The sequence below is a fragment of the Vibrio sp. V04_P4A5T148 genome, assembly GCF_963875605.1.
In the GTDB taxonomy this organism is placed as follows: domain Bacteria; phylum Pseudomonadota; class Gammaproteobacteria; order Enterobacterales; family Vibrionaceae; genus Vibrio; species Vibrio anguillarum.
This window is the reverse complement of the sequence record NZ_CAWNMS010000018.1, coordinates 1-23,134: the sequence shown is the minus strand read 5'-3', so window position 1 is coordinate 23,134 and position 23,134 is coordinate 1. Positions and strand designations below refer to the sequence as shown.

At 44.5% G+C, this 23,134-nt stretch carries 20 protein-coding genes and 1 pseudogene; 7 read left to right on the top strand and 14 right to left on the bottom strand.

The genetic code is table 11. The features are described 5' to 3' along the window. The first annotated feature begins 135 nt into the window (after positions 1-135). Both AACT18_RS01440 and AACT18_RS01435 read left to right on the top strand, forming a co-directional pair. A complete protein-coding gene (locus AACT18_RS01440) occupies positions 136-999 on the top strand; it encodes a patatin-like phospholipase family protein (RefSeq protein ID WP_094124886.1) in 864 nt (287 codons plus the stop codon). 180 nt (positions 1,000-1,179) lie between these two features. After that, complete coding sequence (locus AACT18_RS01435; RefSeq protein WP_176428294.1) at positions 1,180-2,028, top strand: DNA ligase; 849 nt, start codon at positions 1,180-1,182, stop codon at positions 2,026-2,028. Positions 2,029-2,106: 78 nt separating this feature from the next. On the opposite strand, the gene AACT18_RS01430 is transcribed toward AACT18_RS01435, so the two are convergent. The 3 genes from AACT18_RS01430 to AACT18_RS01420 all read right to left on the bottom strand — a co-directional run bounded on the left by AACT18_RS01430 (position 2,107) and on the right by AACT18_RS01420 (position 4,958). Then, on the bottom strand, positions 2,107-3,477 hold the full coding sequence (locus tag AACT18_RS01430) for an MATE family efflux transporter (RefSeq protein WP_026027236.1): 1,371 nt from the start codon (positions 3,475-3,477) through the stop codon (positions 2,107-2,109). A gap of 253 nt (positions 3,478-3,730) precedes the next feature. Beyond that, positions 3,731-3,934, bottom strand: coding sequence for a CPXCG motif-containing cysteine-rich protein (locus tag AACT18_RS01425; protein WP_010320526.1), 204 nt, complete (start codon positions 3,932-3,934; stop codon positions 3,731-3,733). A 157-nt stretch (positions 3,935-4,091) separates the two neighbouring features. Beyond that, on the bottom strand, positions 4,092-4,958 hold the full coding sequence (locus AACT18_RS01420; protein ID WP_017042505.1) for a fructosamine kinase family protein: 867 nt from the start codon (positions 4,956-4,958) through the stop codon (positions 4,092-4,094). A gap of 404 nt (positions 4,959-5,362) precedes the next feature. On the opposite strand from AACT18_RS01420, the gene AACT18_RS01415 reads away from it, so the two are divergent. Further along, on the top strand, positions 5,363-5,704 hold the full coding sequence (locus tag AACT18_RS01415) for a DUF3802 family protein (RefSeq protein ID WP_026027237.1): 342 nt from the start codon (positions 5,363-5,365) through the stop codon (positions 5,702-5,704). 11 nt (positions 5,705-5,715) lie between these two features. On the opposite strand, the gene AACT18_RS01410 is transcribed toward AACT18_RS01415, so the two are convergent. After that, positions 5,716-6,228, bottom strand: coding sequence for a C40 family peptidase (locus AACT18_RS01410; protein WP_017042506.1), 513 nt, complete (start codon positions 6,226-6,228; stop codon positions 5,716-5,718). 58 nt (positions 6,229-6,286) lie between these two features. Here AACT18_RS01410 and AACT18_RS01405 point away from each other — a divergent pair, with 58 nt between their 5' ends. Beyond that, positions 6,287-8,362 carry a methyl-accepting chemotaxis protein gene (locus AACT18_RS01405; protein ID WP_094124971.1) on the top strand — a complete coding sequence of 692 codons (2,076 nt, stop codon included), beginning with the start codon at positions 6,287-6,289 and terminating at the stop codon, positions 8,360-8,362. Between the two features lie 37 nt (positions 8,363-8,399). Here AACT18_RS01405 and AACT18_RS01400 read toward each other — a convergent pair whose 3' ends face one another. Next, positions 8,400-9,191 carry a sterol desaturase family protein gene (locus AACT18_RS01400; protein WP_094124972.1) on the bottom strand — a complete coding sequence of 264 codons (792 nt, stop codon included), beginning with the start codon at positions 9,189-9,191 and terminating at the stop codon, positions 8,400-8,402. Between the two features lie 92 nt (positions 9,192-9,283). On the opposite strand from AACT18_RS01400, the gene AACT18_RS01395 reads away from it, so the two are divergent. Continuing rightward, positions 9,284-10,051: a tRNA-uridine aminocarboxypropyltransferase gene (locus AACT18_RS01395; protein ID WP_094124973.1), complete on the top strand. Its 768-nt coding sequence runs from the start codon at positions 9,284-9,286 to the stop codon at positions 10,049-10,051. 125 nt (positions 10,052-10,176) lie between these two features. Beyond that, positions 10,177-11,088, top strand: a complete 912-nt coding sequence (nagK, locus tag AACT18_RS01390; protein ID WP_094143018.1) for an N-acetylglucosamine kinase — start codon at positions 10,177-10,179, stop codon at positions 11,086-11,088. Between the two features lie 78 nt (positions 11,089-11,166). On the opposite strand, the gene AACT18_RS01385 is transcribed toward nagK, so the two are convergent. The 9 genes and pseudogenes from AACT18_RS01385 to AACT18_RS01345 form a co-directional block, all read right to left on the bottom strand. Further along, positions 11,167-11,442 carry a DUF2960 domain-containing protein gene (locus tag AACT18_RS01385; RefSeq protein WP_026027239.1) on the bottom strand — a complete coding sequence of 92 codons (276 nt, stop codon included), beginning with the start codon at positions 11,440-11,442 and terminating at the stop codon, positions 11,167-11,169. A 199-nt stretch (positions 11,443-11,641) separates the two neighbouring features. Beyond that, positions 11,642-12,154 (bottom strand): annotated as a pseudogene (gene mobB, locus AACT18_RS01380) (molybdopterin-guanine dinucleotide biosynthesis protein B); the annotation flags it as partial. Further along, positions 12,151-12,738: a molybdenum cofactor guanylyltransferase MobA gene (gene mobA / locus AACT18_RS01375; RefSeq protein ID WP_026027998.1), complete on the bottom strand. Its 588-nt coding sequence runs from the start codon at positions 12,736-12,738 to the stop codon at positions 12,151-12,153. The pseudogene mobB and the gene mobA, both read right to left, overlap by 4 nt. A gap of 268 nt (positions 12,739-13,006) precedes the next feature. Next, positions 13,007-14,062 carry a ferric ABC transporter ATP-binding protein gene (gene fbpC / locus AACT18_RS01370; RefSeq protein ID WP_094125876.1) on the bottom strand — a complete coding sequence of 352 codons (1,056 nt, stop codon included), beginning with the start codon at positions 14,060-14,062 and terminating at the stop codon, positions 13,007-13,009. A 17-nt stretch (positions 14,063-14,079) separates the two neighbouring features. Beyond that, entirely contained in the window at positions 14,080-16,176 is a 2,097-nt protein-coding gene (locus AACT18_RS01365; protein ID WP_029388220.1) for an ABC transporter permease, read from the bottom strand. A gap of 109 nt (positions 16,177-16,285) precedes the next feature. Next, positions 16,286-17,320 carry an ABC transporter substrate-binding protein gene (locus AACT18_RS01360; protein WP_013856874.1) on the bottom strand — a complete coding sequence of 345 codons (1,035 nt, stop codon included), beginning with the start codon at positions 17,318-17,320 and terminating at the stop codon, positions 16,286-16,288. 126 nt (positions 17,321-17,446) lie between these two features. Next, entirely contained in the window at positions 17,447-18,778 is a 1,332-nt protein-coding gene (gene uhpC, locus AACT18_RS01355) for an MFS transporter family glucose-6-phosphate receptor UhpC (protein WP_013856875.1), read from the bottom strand. Between the two features lie 87 nt (positions 18,779-18,865). Then, on the bottom strand, positions 18,866-20,485 hold the full coding sequence (locus AACT18_RS01350) for an MASE1 domain-containing sensor histidine kinase (RefSeq protein ID WP_094125877.1): 1,620 nt from the start codon (positions 20,483-20,485) through the stop codon (positions 18,866-18,868). 8 nt (positions 20,486-20,493) lie between these two features. Beyond that, a complete protein-coding gene (locus AACT18_RS01345; RefSeq protein ID WP_094125878.1) occupies positions 20,494-21,129 on the bottom strand; it encodes a response regulator in 636 nt (211 codons plus the stop codon). A 236-nt stretch (positions 21,130-21,365) separates the two neighbouring features. Here AACT18_RS01345 and AACT18_RS01340 point away from each other — a divergent pair, with 236 nt between their 5' ends. Continuing rightward, entirely contained in the window at positions 21,366-22,955 is a 1,590-nt protein-coding gene (locus tag AACT18_RS01340) for an ABC-F family ATPase (RefSeq protein WP_094123503.1), read from the top strand. The last annotated feature ends 179 nt before the right edge of the window (positions 22,956-23,134 follow it).

The following is a 23,134-nucleotide window of genomic DNA, read 5'->3' as shown; positions in this document are numbered from 1 at the left end:
TGATGAGGCGTCTGACCTTTTACGATTTTTGAATCGTCATTATCAAGACTGACATTGGTTCGGTTTTGCCTATCTTAGTGATAAAGAGAACCTATTATTGTCTTTCTGATTTTTTCCGTACCATAACGTTTAATGATGAAGTACAGAGAGAGAATCATGATGAAAGCGTTAGTGGTTGAAGGTGGTGCGATGCGCGGCATTTTTGCCAGTGGAGTCTTGGATAGTTTTTTACAACATCAGCACAACCCATTTGATTTTGTATTAGGTGTTTCAGCTGGAGCTTCAAACTTAATCGGCTACCTTGCGAAGCAACCGAGACGCAGTTATCACGTTGTAACTCAGCTTGCCACCGACCGTCTTTTTTTTAACCCAATTCGCTTTATTAAGGGGGGAAATCTCGTCGATGTGCGTTGGCTAATCGATGAGTCCAACCGACGTTATCCGATTGATGAAGACAAACTGTTTAACTCAGTCCCTTTCTTTGCCGTTGCAACCAATATCGAAACGGGTAAAGCCGATTATTATCGAGTGACTCAAGAAAACTTGAGCACGGCCATTGAAGCCACATCCGCGCTACCGATAGTTTATAAGCATACGCCTTGTTTCCATGGTGGTTGCTACACTGATGGAGGGGTTGCTGACTCGATCCCGGTTAAAGAAGCGTATCGCCGTGGAGCACGAGATATTACGGTTGTTTTATCACATCCACTTAGCTATATCATGTCGCCCCCTAAAAGTAAGTGGATGATGAAAAAACTTTTTTCACGCCATCCAAATATGGCTAAATCAATGCTATTTCGTGCGAAACATTACAACCAATCACTTGAATTTATTCGCAATCCACCTTCTGATGCCATCATTCGAGTAATCGCGCCACCTGAAGGGTTTCCCGTTAAGAGATTGACGATGAAGTTACCGTTGCTCAACATAGGCTATGACATGGGCTTAAAAGCAGGGCAAAATCATTTGGAGTGGCTTGAATACACACATGCAGCCTAAAAACGCTTAGGTTCAAAAGGCTGATAAAACACTATCTACATGTCGTAACTGTCTATGTAATAAGCTGTTTTTTAGAGATGATTGAGTATGAATTTCATCGCAATTTATCTTGTTTATGGTTTTCATATGAGTGGCACGTGTTAAGTATGTACCACATTTTGATTGATCGAGCCTGACGGCATGCAACTGAAACTATCGCTACTCTCCATCGCTTTATTGAACACAATTCCTGTCACTGCAACGGAAAACTTTCAGATGTTTATTCCGGTCACTGCGGCCAATAGTTACCAACATGGCATTGATGTTGCTGGGTACTGGAAAAGTGAAAAACTGGATGGAATTCGCGCCATCTGGAATGGACAATATCTCCATACGCGTAATGGTAATAAGATCAATGCGCCTGCTTGGTTTACTGCACCATTACCTAATAAAGCATTAGAAGGAGAGCTCTGGGCTGGACGAGGTCAGTTTCATCACGTACAACAAACGGTATTGGATACCATACCAACCGATGAAGCGTGGCAAAGCATCCGCTTTATGCTGTTTGATATGCCCGAAGCGATCGGTGACTACCAAAAGCGATACCGCAATCTCATCCACTTATCCTCACTCATGAATGCTCCGCACATTACCTATATTGAACATTCACCAATTCACTCAGAAAAAGAGCTGCTTGGGTATTTAGACAACGTAAGTGATGGGCAGGGTGAAGGGGTAATGCTGCGAAAAATTAATGCCCATTACCAAGCCGGCCGCAGTAACGATTTACTTAAGCTTAAAAAACACCAAGATGCTGAAGCTACGGTCATTGGTTATAAACTGGGTTCTGGCAAGTATCAAGGTATGATGGGATCAGTGCTAGTGCGCTTAGAAAACGGTGTTGAGTTCTATATCGGCAGCGGTTTTTCTGATGAGATCAGAAATAATCCGCCAAAGATCGGATCCATTATTACTTTTCGTTTTAATGATCTCACTGCAGAAGGAAAACCAAGATTTGCACGCTTTATGAGAGAAAGGCCAGCAATATAAATAAGGCCAGACAATGTCTGACCTTATTATTTCATCGCAACGCCTTTTCGCCACGTTGAAATTCATAGAATCAAGCTGTTATTTCGATGCAAAATCAAGTTGCACGCTATCGGCTTGTTGATGCATCCAGTGTAAGCGGATACCCAGCATCAAAGCAGCAGAAGATAAGCCAACGATAAATCCTATCCAGAACCCACTTGCACCCATAGGTTCGACAATGAAATCTGTCATTGCTAATACATAGCCCGTTGGCAAGCCAATCATCCAATAAGCGATAAAGGTACGATTAAAAATAGCCGTCATGTCTTTATAACCACGTAGCGCTCCTGCTGCAACGACTTGAATCGCATCCATACATTGATAAATAGCCGCAAAAATAAGCAACTGCATCGCCATGGCTACAACGGCTTGGTTTTCCGTATAAAGCAAAGCCACATATTCACGAAATAGAACCGTTAACGTCGCCGTGATAATTGCAGTAGATAAACCGACTAACAAGCCAACCTGTGAAGCGATGGTTGCCCCTTCAATATTTTTTTCGCCCAGCTTATGGCCAACACGGATGCTCACTGCAGCGCCGATACTCATCGGTAACATAAAAATTAATGATGAGAAATTCAAAGCGACTTGGTGAGCCGCCACCACCAATGAACCGAGTGGAGCGACCAACAATGCGACCACAGCAAATAGAGTAACTTCAAAAAATATCGCTGCCGCCACAGGAAAACCAAGCTTGAATAAGCGAATTTGCGCTTTCAATTGTGGTTTATGGAATTCACCAAAGATATTAATGTGCGCCATGCGTTTAGAAGTGACGACATAAAACAGCAGCATAAAAAACATCAACCAATAGACAATTGCCGTCGCCACACCACAACCTACACCGCCTAGCTCTGGTGCGCCAAATTTTCCGTATACGAAAATCCAGTTAAGTGGAATGTTAACTAATAAGCCCGCAAAACCAATCACCATAGCGGGTTTCGTCAGTGAGATACCATCCGTGAAACTGCGCAATGCTTGAAATAGTAAATAAGAAGGTACGGCAAACATCACGGCGTACATGTACCCGTTAGTTTTTTCAGCCATCAACGGCTCAATATCCATCCACCCCAAAATCCATTGAGTTTGAAAAAGAACACCAATAATGGGAATAGAGACAAACAACGCTAGCGCTGCACCTTGTTGGATTTCAAAAGGAATTTTCTTTTGCCGCCCTGAACCATTGAGTTGTGCCACAACGGGAACCAACGCCATTAACAACCCAACACCAAACAGAATCGAAGGTAGCCAAATACTTGCCGCGATCGATACCGCAGCCATATCAATCGCACTCACACCACCTGCCATGACGGTATCTACAAAGCCCATTCCAGTTTGAGCAATAGAGGCAATCAACACAGGTGTTGCCAATTTGATTAAATTTGAAGCTTCTTGTTTATAACGATGCACAAATATCTCCAGAGGAAGGACAAGCAAAAATCGCGACCAATAATCAACTTATCGCGTAGGCATGGATGATAAAGAAATGTCACACTAAGCTCCATGAAAAACTGATGAAATTACCTAATGTTTATTGGGAAGGTTGCTCGTCGCGCTATATGCGGTGAAATCTATTTCAGACAAAGCTTGATTAGGCTAGATAGGGGGGGCTTGGCGTGTTGCACGTAACCATTAAGAAGAGCGCTTGCCAAGCGCTCACTTTTTAAAAGATTTGTTCATCATCGGCATCAACAAACAACTCTATTTTGTCTAAACGTTCATCGACCATCATATTGAGATGAATCGCATGGCAACAGGCGGGGCAATCGTCATAAAACTCTTGGCTACCATTTGATGCATCTAGGGTGATCCTAATGGAATGACCGCAGTGAGGGCAGTTGACCATTCTTTCCGTATAATTTTTCATATCTCTTTCCTTACATCCTTGGAGATACCTTAATACTAAGTCGCTAAGTTCCTTTAAGCGGCAAATTAAGTTCAAACTTTGAATTGGCCCATAAAACAACAAAAGAGCCATTTATTAAGGCTCATTTGTTGTCTATACAGCTCGGTTGTTTACACCGTTAAAAGGAGAGGATTTTCTTGATCAAACTTTCCGCTTCGACCAGATAGTGGCCACCAAATTGATTGTAGTGATTGAGGACATGATAGAGGTTATAAATATTCTTACGTTCCACATAGTCCAAACTCAAAGGTAAGATACTCTCATAGCCTTGGTAAAACTCAGGTTGAAAACCTTCAAATAACTCTGTCATTGCGATATCGCATTCACGATCACCCCAATAACAGGCAGGATCGTAGCAAATTGGACCAAATACCGAGTTTGCCACATTCCCATGCCACAAATCTCCATGCAGCAGAGATGGGCGAGGGCTATGGTTAGCTAAGCGAGATTGGACAACGTCGACCAACTCGCTGATATTGAACAACTCAATTCCTTTTTCACGCAACAATTGCAATTGCCAGCCGATACGTTGTTCCGCAAAAAAACGACCCCATTTTTTGTCCCACGGATTTGGCTGCAAAGTGGAACCAATATAATTGTCTGCATCAAACCCATACTCTTTTTGTTCTCCCCATTGATGCAGTTTGGCCAGTTGTACACCGAACTCATAGCTGTTCGTCGCGTTATCTAGGGGTTTGGTTGGTAGATAGTTTAGAACAATGAAAGCATGATTTTTACTGGTTCCAATCATCACTAGCTCGGGAACCTGTACTGTTGACGTTTCACGAAGCGAACGTAGGTTTTCACCTTCAATCTCAAACTTAGCTAAGAAGTCTCGTGTGTTCACTTTAACAAAATAGCGTTGCTCACCATCGCTGATCATGTAGCAATCACTAATGTCACCACCGCTGACTTTTTCTTTTTCAACAGGGTTAAATTCAAACATGAGCGTATCGGATAACTGCTGAATGAGAGTTTGCCACATAACGACCTCTGCCTTGATTTACTTAATAATTCGTAGTTTAGGTCATGGTTACGAATATTTCAGAAGTGCGTGACACATAATTTAGCCACTTTCCTTTTGAGGGAGCACCAATGCTCATAAATGTGATTAAGTGCAAGAATTTGCAGATGCGAATACAGAAATAGTATTAAAAATAACGCTATATTTTCCATAAGTTGATCTTGCTTAGGTGCTAGTAACCCAATTTATAGGATGGCGTATCCTACTTTGGGGAAAATAAATGCTCGTGAAATAGATGCTTATCAAGAAATCGCGGGAAATTTGAACGTCTAAACTATCAAATCTGTGAAAATGGGCTGACATGGCTTAGTATTATTGAAGGTACAGTGATTACTAGCAATTTAGCGGTAAAGCGGAGAATTAAAGTGGTTGTAGAAACCGATGGTTATTTGGCTCTGATAGAGCATCTCTCTTTTAATATGGATGTGTTCACATCAGGCGGAGATATTGGCGCTGAAAGTGTAGAAGATGTTGTGACCGACATGGTTTCAAGCAACATCATGGCTATTTTTGAACAAAACCCTGAGCTACATTCCAGTGTTCGATTCCAGTTGCTCAAAGAAGCCGATTCTGTAGTGGAAGATCTTGGTGAAGTATTGGCGGGTGTTTGGAGTAAACCTGCGACCAATGAACAGATCCTTTTTCTTGATGAATACATCGCCTTAGTGAAGAATCTGTTCGATACTGCCGTTGCGAAGTACGACTAATTGAAGTATGACTAATCAGAGTTAGGCGGGCTTATAATCCGCCTAAATTGCCAGAATTTAGAAGCCCAATAGGGGTTATCGATTCTTGAGATCATCACACCTTTAGACGTAGAGGCGTGCATGAATTTTTTGTCTCCTAGATAGACTCCAACATGATTGCTCGTCCTTGATGTTCTAAAAAAGACCAAATCCCCGCGCTGCGCATTTTGATAATTTACCTCAAAACCCGTTTGACTCTGTGAGCGTGTGGTTCGTGGTAGAGGGATCTGCCATACATCTTTAAACGCTATTTGCACAAATGCTGAGCAGTCGACTCCGTTCAACGTTTCACCACCTAATCGGTACGGCACTCCTTGCCAGCGCTGAAAAACCGTGCCTAACCCATCGTCTTTATCTTGGACAATTGACAGAATCTCTTCTTGAGTAACATAAGTAGGGCCAGAATTGGACGAAATAGGCGATCCTACGCAACCCGTTAGCACACTAGTTATTGATAATGCGAAGAGTATTGGACTTTTAATCATTTATCATCCCAATGAAATGTAACTGAAACATTTTTGAAATATTGCATTCCTACTATGGTTGAGCCTTAACACATTCTCTAATCACTTAGTTGCATTTATCATGAATTCCTCAATCAATAATCGACATTCACTGTCGTTGATTCAAACCATCAGTGCCATTTTCATCACGATGACGTTACTGGTGGTCCTTTTATCCATCACCAGTTTAAAAAGCATCGATAAGGTAGGGCTACAGTTTTCTGGATTGTCTGAACAAACACTACCTTTGGCATTAAATAATGCAAGGTTGACGCAAAATATATTAGAACAAGTACAATCTCTCGGAGATGGCATTCGCACAGCGGAATCGGCAGAATTAGAAGCGGTAAACCAGCAATTAAGCCACTTAAACCAGCAGACTGACCAACTTACTGACCAGCTTTTCTCCATCGCTACTCGTATCGGTAACGCGATTACTCAAGATCATCAAGTGTCGTTACGCAGCAAAAGTGCGGCATTTCAGCAGCTCACCTATTCTATTTTATCAACGCAGGCCTCTTTGCTTGAACAGCAGAATGCTATCGATAACGCCGCCACCGCGTTTCGTTACGGATTAAGCTCCATTGGACCGGAGATGAACCGGATCAGTTCATTTCTCGCATTAGATAACCCGGAATCGATGGATGCGGCTAACCGCTTTATTGCCAGTGCAAGTTCGATGGAAAGTACCTTCTTACTGTTAATGATGCAAAACGATCCTGAACAGGCCAAAGTGCAATTTAAAGAAATCCGTAATCGCATGGCGGGAATTGAGCTAGCCTTTGATGATTTCAAAGAGTGGCATCCTGATGTTATGGAGTTTGCGAGCCTGACGGCACCTTATGAAATGGTTAAAGCGGGTTTTGTTGAGCATGGCATTTTGGCACTGATCTTAAATAAAATTGAGCAAGCACAGCAGCAGCGACAAGAAATGGCACAAGCTGCGCAGCTAGCCAAAGACACGGTAGCACTGCTAAATACGATTTCTGCCACCGCAAGTGAGTTGATCAAACACAGTGAGAACGTGGTTCATGACGCAATGCTAATGGTTAAGCAAGTACAATATACTGGCGGCATTATTCTGGTCGCTTTGGTTTTACTTGCATGGCTAGGGTTACGCCACTGGCTAAAGCTGGGGCTGAATAACTTATTGGCCAAGCTTGCATTATTAACTCAACACGATTTTTCTCAACCCGCTCGCTTGATTGGCCCGAGTGAATTTAAAGAAGTTGCTCTACAACTAAACCAAGTTATTGAATCAACAAAATATTCAATTTCTACCGTAACGCGCAATTGTGAAATGCTCTACCAAAATGCCGAAACCAGTCACGATGCAGCCGATAAATCCAACCGCAGTTTAGCCGCACAAAATGATTCGTTGGTTAACATGGTTTCCACAGTGAGTGAGTTGGAATCGGCGATTCGGAATATCGCGCTTGTGACCAGTGAATCTTATGAAGAATCAGTGGCTGCCAGCCAGTTTTCTGCGCAAGGGGTGAAAGTAGTGGAACAAAACCGTGTTCGCTTGGAATCTCTTGAAAATACACTGCATTTAAACGATGAAGCAATGCACGAGCTTGACCAGCGCGTGAAGAAAATTCGCGAGATGGTGGATATGATCAGCGGTATTGCTGACAGTACCAACTTACTGGCGTTGAACGCCGCGATTGAAGCAGCAAGAGCTGGCGAACAAGGGCGTGGTTTTGCGGTTGTAGCCGATGAAGTACGCAAATTAGCCAGCGATACATCACAGCAAACCACCAATATCCGAGACATGATGAATGAACTCACCAATGCAACGCAGCGCTCTCGTCAAGCGGTATCGGATTCGCGCCAAGAGATGAGTAATGCGCTGCAATCGAGTCAAGAAGTCAAAACAACATTTGAGCAGATAGAAAAAGCAGTGGAACAGATTCGTGCTCGAGTTGAGCAGATAAGCGTTGCAACAGAAGAGCAAGAGCGAGCGACGGCCGATGTAAGCCAATCTATCAGCCAAGTTTCATCGCAAGGTGAGCAAACCAAATTACAGCTTGAAGCCATGGTCGAAAGTTCAGAGCAGGTGGCTGAAGTTGCGGGTGAACAGCAGGCTATGTTGCATAAATATACGCTCAACTAGCTTATCCAGTGCGAATTTCTGTATTTTCATGACGTTGTCACTTTTTTCTAAATGGTTGGGTAAGCATTTTATCCAACCACTGCTCACGCTTCTCTCGAAAGAGTGGTAGGCCGATAATGACCTGCTTATGGCCCAATTCTGGCTGCGCACGATAAGTACGAAATAGCCGATCCCAACATGACAAGAAAAAACTAAAATTGGAGTGAGTTTCTCGCACAATGACTGAATGATGCACCCGATGCATGTCAGGTGTCACCACCAACCAGCGAAGCCAACGGTCCATTTTCAACGGTAATTTTGCGTTACTGTGGTTAAACATCGCGCTCGCATTGAGCACAACCTCAAATATCAATACCGCGAATGGGCTGACACCCAACATGATCACGCAAGTGATTTTGATCCACAAAGAGAGAATCATTTCGAATGGGTGAAACCGTGAGCCAGTGGTCACATCAATATCTTGATCAGCGTGGTGCATGCGATGTAAACGCCATAACCAAGGAGAGAAGTGAAAAAGCACATGCTGGGCGTAAATCACGCCATCAAGAATAATAACTGACAGCACAATTTCAGCTACTTGTGGTAAATCCACCCAATTAAAAAGGCCAATCGAGTCTTGCTGCGCCCAATAAGACGCTTCAATGGCTAACACTGGCATCAATAGCGATAAGCACACGCTATTTAAACCAACCAAACCTAAATTATTCAGCCAGCGAGTGGCTTTACTTTGGGTGAGTGTTTTACGTGGGCAAGACCATTCCCACAGCGCACAAAGCATAAATACAGCGAAAAATACGCTCAAACGGATCAATTCAGGGTTCAGGTTCATGCTTAATGGCTCATCTTCAATGGTCTTGTGCTAGGAATCTGCTTGTACTGTAAGTACAATCGGCAGCACTTTCCAGCTTGCCGCCCTGATTTATGAGAATCCACGCATTTAACCATTTGTTCCAACATCGCTTAGCGTTATCGACCAAACCTTTTCAAGCTCGTGGTGCGAAAGTTGAACGTTGCGCCTATTGTCAGGTCGCCACGCAATACTGCTTATGCGGCCATCAACCGGATATGGATACGGATATCGCAGTATTACTGCTGGTTTCTGAAAATGAAGTATTTAAACCCAGTAATACTGGTCGACTAATTGCCGATGTGATTAAAGAAACTTACGTTTATCAGTGGAATCGCACCGAACCTCACGCGGAAATGCTAGCACTGTTGAATAATCCCGCTTATCAACCAGTCGTCATTTTTCCCGAAGAGTATGTGGATGAAAAGCCTCGAGTAATGCAAAGCCCTCCCAGCGCGCACGATAAACGCAAACCACTGTTGATATTGCTTGATGGAAGCTGGCGCGAGGCAAGACGAATGTTTCGCAAATCACCTTATTTGGATGCGCTTCCGGTGATGTCTATCGCACCTAAAAGCGTATCGCAATATATGATGCGTAAATCTGATAATGAGCAGCATTTATCAACGGCTGAAGTGGCGTCGTTGGTATTGGCTGAAGTGGGTGAGCATCAAGCCTCTCTGCTATTAAGCCAATGGTTTGAAGTGTTTCGAGAAAGTTACTTGCTGAGCAAAACCCGCCTAAAGCATGATTTGAGCAGGCCAGTCTTGAAACGTTTCATCGACCAGCAGCAAAGCAAAGCGAGACGTGACTCTAAAGTTGATCGATTCGGTGATGAGTAATTGTTCAATCGAACCTATAGACCAGATAAATTGGTACTCGGTCACGGATTGTAGGCTGAGCTCTGTGGATAATGCCCAAAGTTTTATTTTTAGCTCATTGATGAGCAAATTTTAGGAGAGATTGCATGTACTACGGCTTTGATGTCGGTGGCACTAAAATTGAGTTTGGTGCGTTTAATGAGAAGTTAGAACGCGTAGCAACGGAGCGCGTTCCTACCCCAACAAACGACTACAATCTGCTAGTTGAAACCATTGCGCAGTTGGTGAGTAAATATGACGCGCAATTGGGTGTGGAAGGCAAAATAGGCCTTGGCCTACCAGGTATGGAAGATGCTGATGATGCTACGGTATTAACCGTCAACGTTCCTGCTGCAAAAGGCAAGCCGTTACGCGCTGATTTAGAAGCAAAAATTGGCCGCAGCGTGAAGATTGAAAACGATGCAAACTGCTTTGCGCTTTCTGAAGCATGGGACGATGAGCTGAAAAATGAGCCTTCGGTTATGGGCCTAATTCTCGGCACAGGTTTTGGTGGCGGCCTTATCTATGAAGGGAAAGTGTTCTCTGGTCGTAACCACGTAGCAGGGGAGTTTGGTCATATGCGTCTGCCTCTTGATGCATGGTTACATCTTGGCGATAACGCGCCGATGCTCGGCTGTGGTTGTGGCAAACAAGGATGCTTAGACAGTTATCTCTCTGGCCGCGGTTTTGAGCTATTGTACGAGCATTATTACGGCGAGCACAAAAAAGCGATTGATATCATTCACGCCAATGAAGCAGGCGAAGCGAAAGCCGTTGAGCATGTTGAGCGCTTTATGGAGCTACTTGCCATCTGTTTTGCCAACATTTTTACAGCCAATGACCCACACGTTGTTGCGCTCGGTGGCGGTTTATCAAACTTTGAATTGATCTACCAAGAGATGCCTAAACGCGTACCGAAACACCTGCTTTCTGTCGCGAAATGTCCGAAGATCATCAAAGCAAAACATGGTGATTCAGGCGGCGTACGTGGTGCGGCTTTCCTTAATATCAAATCATAAAATCAAACAAAAAGGGCCTATAATCAAACGGGCCCTTTTTATATCAGTCAAAAGTTAACTCTTTAACCTAAGTTCTGTTTATTTGGTGTTAGCGCCTTTTTTACCCACACCTACGTTTTCTTTTTGTTGCAGTGTTAGCTTGCTAAAACCTAACTTTTTAAAGTGGTTATCGCGGTAATTGCGTACCGCTTTTGCGTCAGAAATCATTTCCAGCTGCTGTTCCATTTTTAAAAAATCAGTAATATCAATACCTTCTGCTTCGGCTACTGCTTCTTGAATGTTGTGATGCTTTTCGTAAGAAAAAGTCAGCGTTTTATCTTCATTTTTGTAAGTGTACAAAATGGTGCGAGCCATGATCATCTCTCTAAAATCGTCATTCCCAATTTCGGGAAAATAAACAAAGGCTGATCGCTTACTATCAACCGATTGAAAATGGGGGGCGTTGGTAGCGCTTAAACATGACTAACCAACATGTAATGGGCTAGATTTTGCCTTTAAGTGGGATAATTGTCACGCTTTCAGCACCGAAATAGCGCAGGATATTTCATTTACAACGCTGTACATATTCAATCACAAACGCTGCTATTGCATCGAGATCATTGATGTCCATCTGTGGCAAAGCACTTTTCACAACTTCATCCGCGGCGATAGCGATGATATTTTCATCATTTGGATATAGCCAAGGTTTACCCACTTCAGCACGGTGCAACTCAATTTTTGGAAAGGCGAGGTTTTTACACCCTTCAACTAAAATTACGTCGAGTTTATCGTAATCAAAGCGAGACAAAAGATATTCGAAATCGGGTTCGGCTTCTGGCGTCTCAGTCATCATTGCATGACGATAGCGCGATGCAACTAACATCTGGCTTGCCCCCGCTTTACGCAGCCGATGGCTATCTTTACCTGGTTTATCAATATCAAAATCGTGGTGCGCGTGCTTAAGTACGCCTAATGTTAGGCCTGCTGCCCTTAACTTGGGCAATAAGGCTTCAAGCAGGGTCGTTTTTCCTGTGCCAGAGTAGGCCGCAAAACCAAGTAAAGGGCATGAAGGCGCTTGATATTTCATGATGTCAAAGTTCCAAATTGTGCCAGATCTTGAGGCGTGTTGAGGTTCAAAAAGCAGTTTGGCGAGTCGCTAAAGTCAACGTAATCTGTGTGGCATTCTTGATAAAGACGGGTGATTTTTCTCTCGCCACGTTCTAAAAATGCAGTCAGTGTTGGCAGCACACGTTGGTGAATAAGGGTGAATACGGGTTGAGCGAAGTGACCATCATGGGCGACTAAAATATCATGCGAGTCTTGAGCAGCATGGCAAAAACGCGCAACAAGATCGTCATTGATCAACGGGCAATCGCAAGGGACAAATCCGACCCAATCGGTTTGTGCATGGGTTAACCCTGCCTGAATTCCAGCGAGTGGACCGGGATAATCAGCCATGGTATCGGAAATGACAGGTGCAAACTGACGATACTGTGCATGGTTACGATTAGCGTTAATCGTCAGGTTAGTAGATTGCGGCTTAAGCTTATTCATGACATGTTGAATCAAAGGTTGGCCATTGAGTTCAATCAGCCCTTTGTCTTGTCCACCCATACGGCTGGCTTGCCCACCCGCTAAAATAACCCAACTTGTTTGTGTGGGAAGTAACATGAAATGTCTCTTAATTGTGCGATGAGAAGAGCGCCGTACAGACAAGTTAAACTCATTGATTGAGCATCACTCGCCCATTTTTAGTGGCGACAAACCAAGGTAAGGATGATAACGCAACTCATGCCTTGGTGCTAACTGGCTGATGATTATAACCAATCTCACTTGTGCGGGTGGATCTTTTTCATTGCTCTCGTTAAGTTTTTCATTGCTCTCACTAAGACACAAACGCCTCCATTAGTTTGGAGGCGGTTGGTCAAGCTAGGCAGTATTAAGCATCTTCAGGTAGTAGGAATAACCCCACGGGGTTGATCGTCAGATAAGCGTGATCAGCGTAACTGGGGTCAAACTGTGACGAGTTGAGTTGCAGTAACAGCTCTTTGTTGTGCCATTTAACCAACACTTCATACATCGACCCCATGTAAGCAATACTGGTAATTTGACACTGTTGGCAGGCATCACCGTCCGCGCAGAGCAAAATAGCTTCTGGTCGAACACCAATTTGATAATTTCCCGCAGGCAAAGCCGTGACACTGTCATCATTAGCGGGGATCTTATAGCCATTGATGATCAAATATTCACCATCATATTGACCCTCAAAAATATTGGCTTCGCCCATGAAGTTGGCCATGAACATCGAGGTTGGGTGCTTATACAGTTGAGTTGGTGAGCCCTGCTGCATGATGTCGCCATCTTTCATCACAATCACAGTATCAGAAACGGCAAAGGCCTCAGCCTGATCGTGCGTCACATACAAAGAGGTGATATTAAAACGCTGCTGCAACTCTCGAATAGTTTCACGCATGCTGCGTCTTAAATTGGCGTCCAAGTTACTGAGCGGCTCATCGAATAGCAATACCTTAGGCTTAAGCACCAACGCGCGAGCGAGCGCTACTCGCTGTTGCTGACCTCCTGAAATTTGGTCAACGTAACGTTCCCCAAAGCCTTCTAAATCAACTAATTTCAAGGCTTCATCCACTCGCTGTTTTACTTCATTTTTACTCAAGCCAATCATTCTTAGGCCGTAACCTACGTTGTCATGTAAGGAAAGGTGAGGAAACAGAGCGTAAGATTGAAACACCATGCAGATGTCACGTTGCTGAATGGAAGTGTTCGTGACATCTTCACCATCAATAAAAATTTGGCCACTGGTTGGTTTTTCAAGCCCTGCGACCAAACGCAGCACGGTCGTTTTTCCACATCCTGAAGGGCCGAGCAGCGTTACAAGGCTGCCTTTTTTGATTTCTAAATCCAAATTACCAATGACGGTTTTATCGCCAAAACGCTTGCAGACATTCTTTAAAACAACAAAGTTTTCATTTTCCATGGTGATATCTCCAATGGTTATTCTTGGTTATTGGCTTTAGAACGAGAAACACGTGCCTCGCCAACGATAAAATCAAAAATTAAAATAATAGCCAACATCACAACAATCAAAATCGAGCCATATGCGATCGCAACGCCATACTCACCATCTTCTACACGATTCAGGATGTAAGACGTTGCCACCCGTGTTTCTGGTGTCACCAAGAAAATAATGGCGCTGACGGTCGTCATTGCTCGAACAAAGCTGTAAATCAGTGTTGAGAGAATTGCTGGTCGTAATAACGGCAACAGAATATGAGTAATGGTTTTAAAGGAGTTAGCCCGCAAACTGAGTGACGCTTCATCGAGCGATTTATCAAGCTGGCCTAGCCCTGCAATACCTGCGCGAATGCCTACAGGCACGTTACGCATCACCATGGAAATCACAACAATGGCCGCGGTACCGGTGAGGTAAATAGGCGCATCATTAAATGCAAGAATGTAAGATACCCCCGCAACCGTGCCCGGAACGGCGAAGCAAAGCATGGTTGCAAACTCAATCACTTTCTTACCGTAAAATTGCTGACGGACAACGATATACGCAATCAACAGACCAAAGAAGGCGGTTAATGGCGCTGCAACGCCGGCATAAATCATCGTCGTGATAAGTGATGGCCAAGCACCTTCACTCATTCCCATGCCAAACAGATGAATATAGTTTTTAAGCGTTAAACTGTAATCTACACCCCAGTTCACGGTGAAGCTGCCGAAGATGATGCTGCCATAAAGCAAGATGTTAAATGCCATCCAAAAATAGAGCAGTGCCGAAACCGTATGTTTAAGTAAGGTAGGCAGCGCTTGCACATCGCCACGATATGATTTGCCGGAAATGGTGACGTATGAACGCTTTCCTATCCACAGATATTGGACAACAAAGATCGCCAACGAAAATAGCAACAAGACGGCTCCAAGTGTGCTGGCGGAAGCGTAATCTAATTGAGCTCCTGCGATGTAGAAGTAAATCTGAGTGGCTAACACATCGAAACTGCCCCCAAGTACAAGCGGGTTACTGAAGTCGGCCAGTGATTGGACAAAGATGATTAAGAAACTGTTGGCCAAAGCAGGTTTGAGCAATGGCATGACAATTTTAAAAAAAGTTTGATAACGATTGGCACGCAGCGTGTAGGACGCCTCTTCCAGTGATGGATGTAGGGATTTCATCGCGCCATCTAAAATCATGAATGACATAGGAGCAAAGGCGAGCACTTGTGCCATCCAAATGCCTGTAAAACCATACAGCCAGTTTGTCTGTTGTAACCCAAACCAATCCACCATGAGTTCGGTGATATAACCGGAGCGCCCAAGCATTAAAGTCACCCCAAGCCCAACGACAAAAGGGGGAGTCACAATGGGAAGAATAGAAAAAATTCGCGCAATGAAAGCGGAGCGAGTGGCAATGCGTGTGGTATAGATAGCAAAGATCAAACCAAAGAAAGTGGCACCTATACCCACAGATACGCCAAGCAGTACGGAGTTCCAAACAATTTGTATGATCTGCGCTCGGCTCAAAATTTCAATGAATTGCCACGCAACAAAGTTCCCCATTTCATCTTGGAACATCGGTACAAAGATGGCGATACTCGGAAAGATAATAAAAATCGTGATCAAGAGAACAATCGAGATCAGAGCACCAATCACGAAGCTGTCACCGCCCAAAAACTCAAGACGAGCCAATGCCAATGTCATGACAGCACTTAAGGCAATAAATAGTGCAATGGTTGAATAACCTAAACCTTGCTGGGTATACCAAGAGCTGACCAACACGAAAAACATGCATGCCGCTGAATAACCGATATCAAAATAGTGACGGTGTTTGGCGTACTTATTACCTGCATAGCAAGGGCGAATGAGAAGTACACCCGGAAGCGCAAACCATAACCAAGAAATATTGGCACGGCTCCAACCCATAGCGGCATAAAACTCTTGCGATGTTGAATCAAACACTCCGTAATCAAGTGCAAAAGAGGGCAACAGCACAAACGCACACAATAACGTCAGGATCCAATAAAAAATCGGGTCCCTATGCGAGGTTTTTAGCGGCCGATGTGGTGCAGTGCCTGCTGTAAATTCATTCATTTTTCTGTACCAAAGTTATTTGTAGCCACACGGTGATAAGCCTGGTATTGGCTTTATAAAAAGGGCAGTAGGCACTGCCCATCGAGGCTAAGACAAGGGAATGCGTTGGCTATTCGCCCATTTTTACAACATTAACCCACTTATTAATCAATCGTTTACGTTCATCAGAGGATCCATAGGTATCCATGTCATAATCGATCAAGGTTAACTTTTTAGGGTCGAGGGCGTTGGGGGATTGTTCCGCTTGAGTGTTAGTTAAAATTTGGAAAGATTGACCTTCTTTCCATGCCAGCTCTTGTCCTTCTTTTGACATGACCCAGTCAACAAACCGTTTCGCGTTATCAAGGTTACGCGACCCTTTGATAATGCTCACACCACCAATTTCATAACCTGTACCTTCACAAGGCGAAATCAGCTCCAGCGGTGCTCCTTTCGATTGTTCGAGTGAGTAGTCATGCAAAAAACCAATACCAATCGCAATTTCACCACGCGCTGAGTTACGTGAAGGGGTAACACCTGATTTGGTGTATTGAGAGACGTTTTTGTCGAGTGCTTTGAAATAATCAAAGGCTTTATCTTCATCCCAAAGTTGAATGAAGGTGGCTAATGCGGTGTAGGCTGTTCCTGAACTTTGTGGGTCAGAGATTTGAATCTCTCCTTTGTATTCAGGTTTGGTTAAATCATTCCAGCAGCGCGGGATCGGTAATCCTTTTTCAGCCAAACGTTGAGTGTTCACCCCAAAACCTAAAATACCCATATAAACGGCCGAAGAGTAGTTCCCTTTGCGTTTCGCTGGATCTTTAAATCCATCCATAATGAATTCAAGCTGCGGGGATTGGTAAGCGTGTAAGAGATCCATTTCACCCGCCTGTGATTGAGGATCCAACGTGCCGCCATACCAAACATCCGCGCGTGGGTTCTTCTTCTCTGCTTCGATTTTGGCCAGCGTGCTACCAGAGCCATTGCGAACAAAAGAGGTTTTTACGTCATATTTATCAGAAAAGGCTTTAGTCGCTGTCTCGCACATGGCGTTAGTGGCACTGCAATAAACCACGAGTCGGCCTTCAGCAAATGCTTGAGGCGCGGCAAGCGAAGCACCGAGAATGCAGGTAGCAAGTACACTGCGAGGTAATCTATCTTTCATGTCTGTTTCCTCTTGTTATTTTCATTACTTAACGTAGACGTAGGGCAGCGTTAAGTTTCATCACATTCCTGTGATTTCGTTTTTGCTGCATGACACAGCGAAATCAGAAAACAACGTGAGGAAAGGTTATGACATAGTGACGGCATTCCCTGCACGCTGTTGCGCTTTTAAAAAGGGCAAAATCAGTAATCCAATCAGTGCGGCTGAGAGGGTAATGACACTGAAAAATCCTTCCCAACTAAATTGTTCAATAATGACAGCCAATGGGTAACTGGCTAACGCTGCACCAAGATAGCCAAATAAGCCGACAAAACCGGTCGCGGTTCCAGCCGCATCCTTGTGCGAACATTCAGCGGCGGCCATTCCTATCATCATTTGCGGACCAAAAATAAAAAATCCGATGGAAAAGAAGCAGCCCGACAACACCACAAAGTTGTCAATCGGTGTTAGCCATAACGCCGCCACTGAAATGAAAATGCCTAGCGCAAAAATCAAGTTCATCGGCGCTCGATTGCCTTTAAAAAATTTGTCCGAGCCCCAACCACCAAATAGCGATCCTAAAAATCCTCCGACTTCAAACATCGATACGGCAGCGTTGGCCGAAAAAAGCTCATAACCATGTCGTTCAGTGAGGTATAAATTACCCCAATCATTTAGCGCGATACGCACCACATACACCAGTAGATAGGAGCTACATAACAGCCAAATGTACTTATTCCCTAGCACGTAACGACTTAAAATTTGGCGAAATGGCAGCCCTTTACCTTCAGACTCATGGCGCTTTTCTAATTCATCGTTACGCCACTCACCCACTGGGGGTAACCCTAACGTTGTGGGCTTATCTTGCATGCGAAAGCAGAGCACTAAACCAACGATGATCGCCAAGCAACCCGGTGCAATAAATCCGTACCGCCAACCAAAAGTCACAGCGATAAAACCAATGCTGATCGGAATGAGCGCGCCACTTAAATTGTGGCAAGTGTTCCAGATAGACCACCAAAACCCACGTTCAGATCGGGAATACCAGGTGGTGAGCAATTTAGCGCACGGCGGCCATCCCCAACCTTGGAAAAAAGCGTTCAATGTCCAAAGCACGGTAAATGCGGCTAGGGAAGAGCTCAAACCAAACAGCACATTAATCACACCCGTTGCAACCAGCCCCAAACCCATGAAGTAACTCGGTTTTGATTGGTCGCTGACCATGCCAGAAACAAACTTTGACAAACCGTAGGTCATGTAAAAGAGCGTACCAAGCAGACCCACATCGGAATGTTCAAGCCCGAGATCAGTGAGCATCGCAGGCATGGCAAAATTGAGACTTTTGCGTGTGAAATAAAACACCCCATAGCCGACGTACATCGATAACATTAAATGCAAGCGCCAGTAACGATAAGTTGCATCAATGTCCTGTGGTTCTATAGGTGCTGATGTCGGTTTTGAAATCAGAAAACCCAGCATGCTATGTTTCTCCCTAGTGCTAAGAGATGGTATCGGAGTGATTCACCAAATGAATGAGACAAAGTTATAAGTGACTAGGAAATTTTCCTAGTTTGTTGATATTGTGAGCGGTTTTGTGGGCAAGTTAACAGTTATGCGCGTCCCAAGTGGTATTTGGCTACGCTGCGATTCAATTAAAAATGTGCCACCCAGTGCGCTGACGCGTTCTTCGATGCCGAGTAAGCCTTGACCTTTGCTGCGCCAATTGGAAGCTAAACCAATGCCATTATCACGCAGCTCGACACTGAACATGTCACCGGGAACAAGGCTTAATTGCACGGCTGATGCTTGTGCATGTTTGCACACGTTATTAAGCAGCTCTTGAATAATTCGATACAGTGTAACGGCCGTAATGTCATCTAAACGCTCTGCAAAAATTCCGAAATTCAGACGAAAATCGACGTGTCGTTCCGCAAATTTCATTTCACTTGCAAGCTGCCGAATTGCGCTCTCAAGCCCCAATTCATCAAGCGCATGAGGGCGAAGCTCGGTTAATAATTGACGTGTCGATGAGTGAATTCGTAGCGCGAGCGTGTTGATCGTCTCAGCGATGTTGGTTTGTTTTTCATTTTGTGCTAAGCGACTAGCGAGCATGGATTGGATCTGTATCGCGGTAATATTTTGGCCAATTTCATCATGCAGTTCGCGTGCAACTGATTTTCGGATTTGCTCTTCAACCTTGACTAATTGCCGAGCCAGTTGCTGTTTGTTCGCGAGTTCGATTGCCAGCTTTTGGTTAATTTTAGCTAAGCGTTGCGCCAAGAAATATTGACGGCTAATCGCGATACCAAGCCCTAAACCAACAAAAGCCTGCGTCGCTATAAAACTTTGTAGTTCAATATCGGATTCAAATGAACCTGTCATTTGCCGTGCCGTAGCAAGCAAAATACTGTTCATTAGACTAGCCAATACGCCGCCTTGCCAACCGTATTTATAAGCCATAAAAATATTGGGAAGCAGGAAAATGAGCAGGGCGATCGGTTTGAGCTGCTCTAGCAAGGTTAACTCCGCGATCAATCCGCCACTAAAAAAAAGCAAACACCACAGCAACGCAGAGGGGCGAAGTGTTACGTCCTGATGGATGAGATCGGGTGACAGTGGTCTCCAGATCTGCTGATGTAGATAATCGTACAGGAGAAACAAGAACGGAGTGAGCAGTATACCGCCGGTCAGAGCTGAAACGGTCGCTTGTGCCACGTAATGCAGTTCGAGGTTGAGCGGTTTGACCAACAGCAAAACCGAGCTCCCACATAAGATGCCGTAAACGACCGTCAACCCGGTAAGCGCCAACAGTTTTTTCCAATAAACGTGCAGTGATGTCCAGAGAGATTGAAAGGCAATCGCCAGCCAATAAGCGATCAATGCAAACAGCAGTAATAGATATTCATGAGCAGCGATAGCCAACACATGCCCGAGCAACGCCACTATAGCCATTTCGCATAAAGTGATCCCAAGCCAAAAACGACGCGGTGCAAGAGCGAGTGTGGCCAGCTTTAAGCCTGTGGGCAAAAACAGACCAGCCAGCAATAAATCAGGAGTTAAGTAGCGGCTGATGTTCCATAAACAAAACCAACCAATTGAATACAAAACGCATGCAAATGCATAGCTAAAGCCAGAGGAGAGAGACAACCGAGGTAAAGCTTCAGAAAATCGGTGATGAAAATGCATAGCCGCTTCTATAACGTCTCGTTAACCAACAGTTGGTGAGTAATAGCAAAGCGGATGAGATCCACATTGTTGGTAAGCCCCAGTTTGCTTAAAATATTTGCCCGATGCACGTGAATCGTTTTGTGGCTAATTGATAAATCGTAACCAATCTCTTTGACGTCTTTGCCTAAAATCAGGTGATCAAACACCTCTCTTTCGCGTTTAGTTAACCCTTCAAGGACAGATGGCGTACCTGAAGCATTGCTTAGGTTAATTAAGGCATCGGCACACAAATAGCGATCACCATTAGCCACGGTACGAATGGCGCTCACTAACTCCCCAGGCCCACAACGTTTTGATAAATAACCACAAGCGCCAGCTTCTAGCGCTTTACTGACAAAGGACGCTGAATCATAAATAGAGAGAATGATGGCTTTAGAGTCCGGCTGAGCGCGGCGCAGTTTCTCTAACAACACAAGCCCACTTTCGTCGGGCATTGAAATGTCGATAACTGCCACATCGATAGAAGCGTTCACCAGCGCACGAAATGCTTCGCGCGCGCTACCATACTCACTGTGGACATGAATGTCTGGTTCAACCGATAACAGTTGTGCAAAACCAGAGCGAACCATGAGGTGGTCATCCACCAAAGCAACTGAAATCATACGGGTATCCTATAGGTTTGCAGTGATAGTCGCAGATGTATCAATAAGTATCAAAAACCAGCGCAGGGGATGTGATTGCTCTCTCGAAACTTATGATCAGTGGCAGGTAGGCATTAAATGAGCGAGTTACTCGCACTACGAGGGCAGTGAAACAAAAACATCGCTTGCAGTTCGAGCCTTGAACAAGTAACGTTGCGCAGTTTTTTATACAATTCACATTTATTAAGGTACTGGTTTTGATCTCCACCGCGAATATCACTCAACAATTTGGCGCAAAGCCTCTGTTTGAAAACATTTCCGTTAAGTTTGGCGAAGGTAATCGCTATGGCCTGATTGGCGCTAACGGTTGTGGTAAGTCAACATTTATGAAGATTCTAAGCGGAGAGCTTGAACCTTCGAGTGGTAACGTTAGCTATGATCCTAACGAACGTGTGGCGAAACTAAATCAGGATCAATTCGCTTACGAAGAGTTCACGGTTATCGATACGGTAATCATGGGCCACAAAGAGTTGTGGAAAGTTAAACAAGAACGTGACCGTATCTATTCTCTGCCTGAAATGACCGAAGAAGATGGCATGAAGGTTGCGGATCTCGAAACTGAATTCGCGGAAATGGACGGCTACATGGCCGAGTCTAAAGCCGGTGAATTGTTGCTTGCGGTGGGCATTCCTCTTGAACAGCACTTTGGTTTGATGAGCGAAGTGGCACCAGGTTGGAAACTACGTGTGCTATTGGCGCAAGTTTTGTTTGCTGAACCACACATCATGCTGCTTGACGAACCAACCAACAACTTGGATATGGATACCATTCGCTGGCTAGAAGATACGCTAAACCAACGTAACTGCACCATGATCATCATCTCGCACGACCGTCACTTCTTAAACAGCGTATGTACACATATGGCTGACTTGGATTACGGTGAACTGCGTCTGTACGCGGGTAACTACGACGAGTACATGACAGCGGCATCGCAAGCGCGTGCTCGTCTGCTCTCTGATAATGCCAAGAAGAAAGCACAGATTGCTGAACTGCAAACTTTCGTTGCACGCTTTTCTGCGAACGCATCTAAAGCGAAGCAAGCGACGTCACGAGCTAAGCAGATTGACAAGATCCAATTGGACGAAGTTAAAGCGTCTAGCCGCCAAAACCCTTTCATTCGTTTTGAACAATCGAAAGAGTTGTTCCGTAACGCGTTAGAAGTTGAAAACCTTAGCCAAGGTTTTGAAAACGATCTGTTCAGTAACTTCAACGCCATTTTTGAAGTGGGCGAACGCGTAGCGATCATTGGTGAAAACGGCGTCGGTAAAACGACACTGCTTAACACCTTAGCGGGTGTACTTGAGCCTCGTAGCGGCAGCTATAAATGGTCTGAAAACGCAAACATTGGTTACTACGCTCAAGATCACGCGCACGATTTTGCCGAAGATATGAACCTGTTTGACTGGATGAGCCAATGGCGTCAAGAAGGGGATGACGAGCAAGTGATCCGCAGCTTCTTAGGGCGCATGTTGTTTGGCCAAGATGACATCAAGAAATCTGTTAAGGTCATCTCTGGTGGTGAACAAGGTCGTATGTTGCTTGGTAAGATAATGATGCATAAGCCAAACATGCTGTTGATGGATGAGCCAACCAACCACATGGACATGGAATCGATCGAATCACTCAACACGGCTTTGGAGAACTACAAAGGGACTCTGTTCTTCGTATCTCACGACCGCGTATTTGTGGATTCACTGGCAACGCGCATCATTGAAATCCGTGATAACAAACTGACCGATTTCAAAGGCACTTATGCTGAATTCTTGAAATCTCGTGGCGTAAACTGATCCACGGTTTACTCTTAAGAAAAGGCTTCCTGCGGGAGGCCTTTTTAATGCCTGCAATCTGGAACGAGCCAAAAAAATAGAGTGCATTAAAATGGAGCGCACGTTCCAATTTGGTGCGCTTTTTATGAATGCGTTTATTCTTCCATCATGCAACAACTCCCTTGATATTTATATAATTC

Coding starts and splice junctions, on each gene's coding strand:
- AACT18_RS01440 (WP_094124886.1), top strand. CDS start 136: ATGAAGTACAGAGAGAGAATCATGATGAAAGCGTTAGTGGTTGAAGGT.
- AACT18_RS01435 (WP_176428294.1), top strand. CDS start 1,180: ATGCAACTGAAACTATCGCTACTCTCCATCGCTTTATTGAACACAATT.
- AACT18_RS01425 (WP_010320526.1), bottom strand. CDS start 3,934: ATGAAAAATTATACGGAAAGAATGGTCAACTGCCCTCACTGCGGTCAT.
- AACT18_RS01420 (WP_017042505.1), bottom strand. CDS start 4,958: ATGTGGCAAACTCTCATTCAGCAGTTATCCGATACGCTCATGTTTGAA.
- AACT18_RS01410 (WP_017042506.1), bottom strand. CDS start 6,228: ATGATTAAAAGTCCAATACTCTTCGCATTATCAATAACTAGTGTGCTA.
- AACT18_RS01400 (WP_094124972.1), bottom strand. CDS start 9,191: ATGAACCTGAACCCTGAATTGATCCGTTTGAGCGTATTTTTCGCTGTA.
- AACT18_RS01395 (WP_094124973.1), top strand. CDS start 9,284: ATGAGAATCCACGCATTTAACCATTTGTTCCAACATCGCTTAGCGTTA.
- nagK (WP_094143018.1), top strand. CDS start 10,177: ATGTACTACGGCTTTGATGTCGGTGGCACTAAAATTGAGTTTGGTGCG.
- AACT18_RS01385 (WP_026027239.1), bottom strand. CDS start 11,442: ATGGCTCGCACCATTTTGTACACTTACAAAAATGAAGATAAAACGCTG.
- mobA (WP_026027998.1), bottom strand. CDS start 12,738: ATGTTACTTCCCACACAAACAAGTTGGGTTATTTTAGCGGGTGGGCAA.
- fbpC (WP_094125876.1), bottom strand. CDS start 14,062: ATGGAAAATGAAAACTTTGTTGTTTTAAAGAATGTCTGCAAGCGTTTT.
- AACT18_RS01365 (WP_029388220.1), bottom strand. CDS start 16,176: ATGAATGAATTTACAGCAGGCACTGCACCACATCGGCCGCTAAAAACC.
- AACT18_RS01360 (WP_013856874.1), bottom strand. CDS start 17,320: ATGAAAGATAGATTACCTCGCAGTGTACTTGCTACCTGCATTCTCGGT.
- uhpC (WP_013856875.1), bottom strand. CDS start 18,778: ATGCTGGGTTTTCTGATTTCAAAACCGACATCAGCACCTATAGAACCA.
- AACT18_RS01350 (WP_094125877.1), bottom strand. CDS start 20,485: ATGCATTTTCATCACCGATTTTCTGAAGCTTTACCTCGGTTGTCTCTC.
- AACT18_RS01345 (WP_094125878.1), bottom strand. CDS start 21,129: ATGATTTCAGTTGCTTTGGTGGATGACCACCTCATGGTTCGCTCTGGT.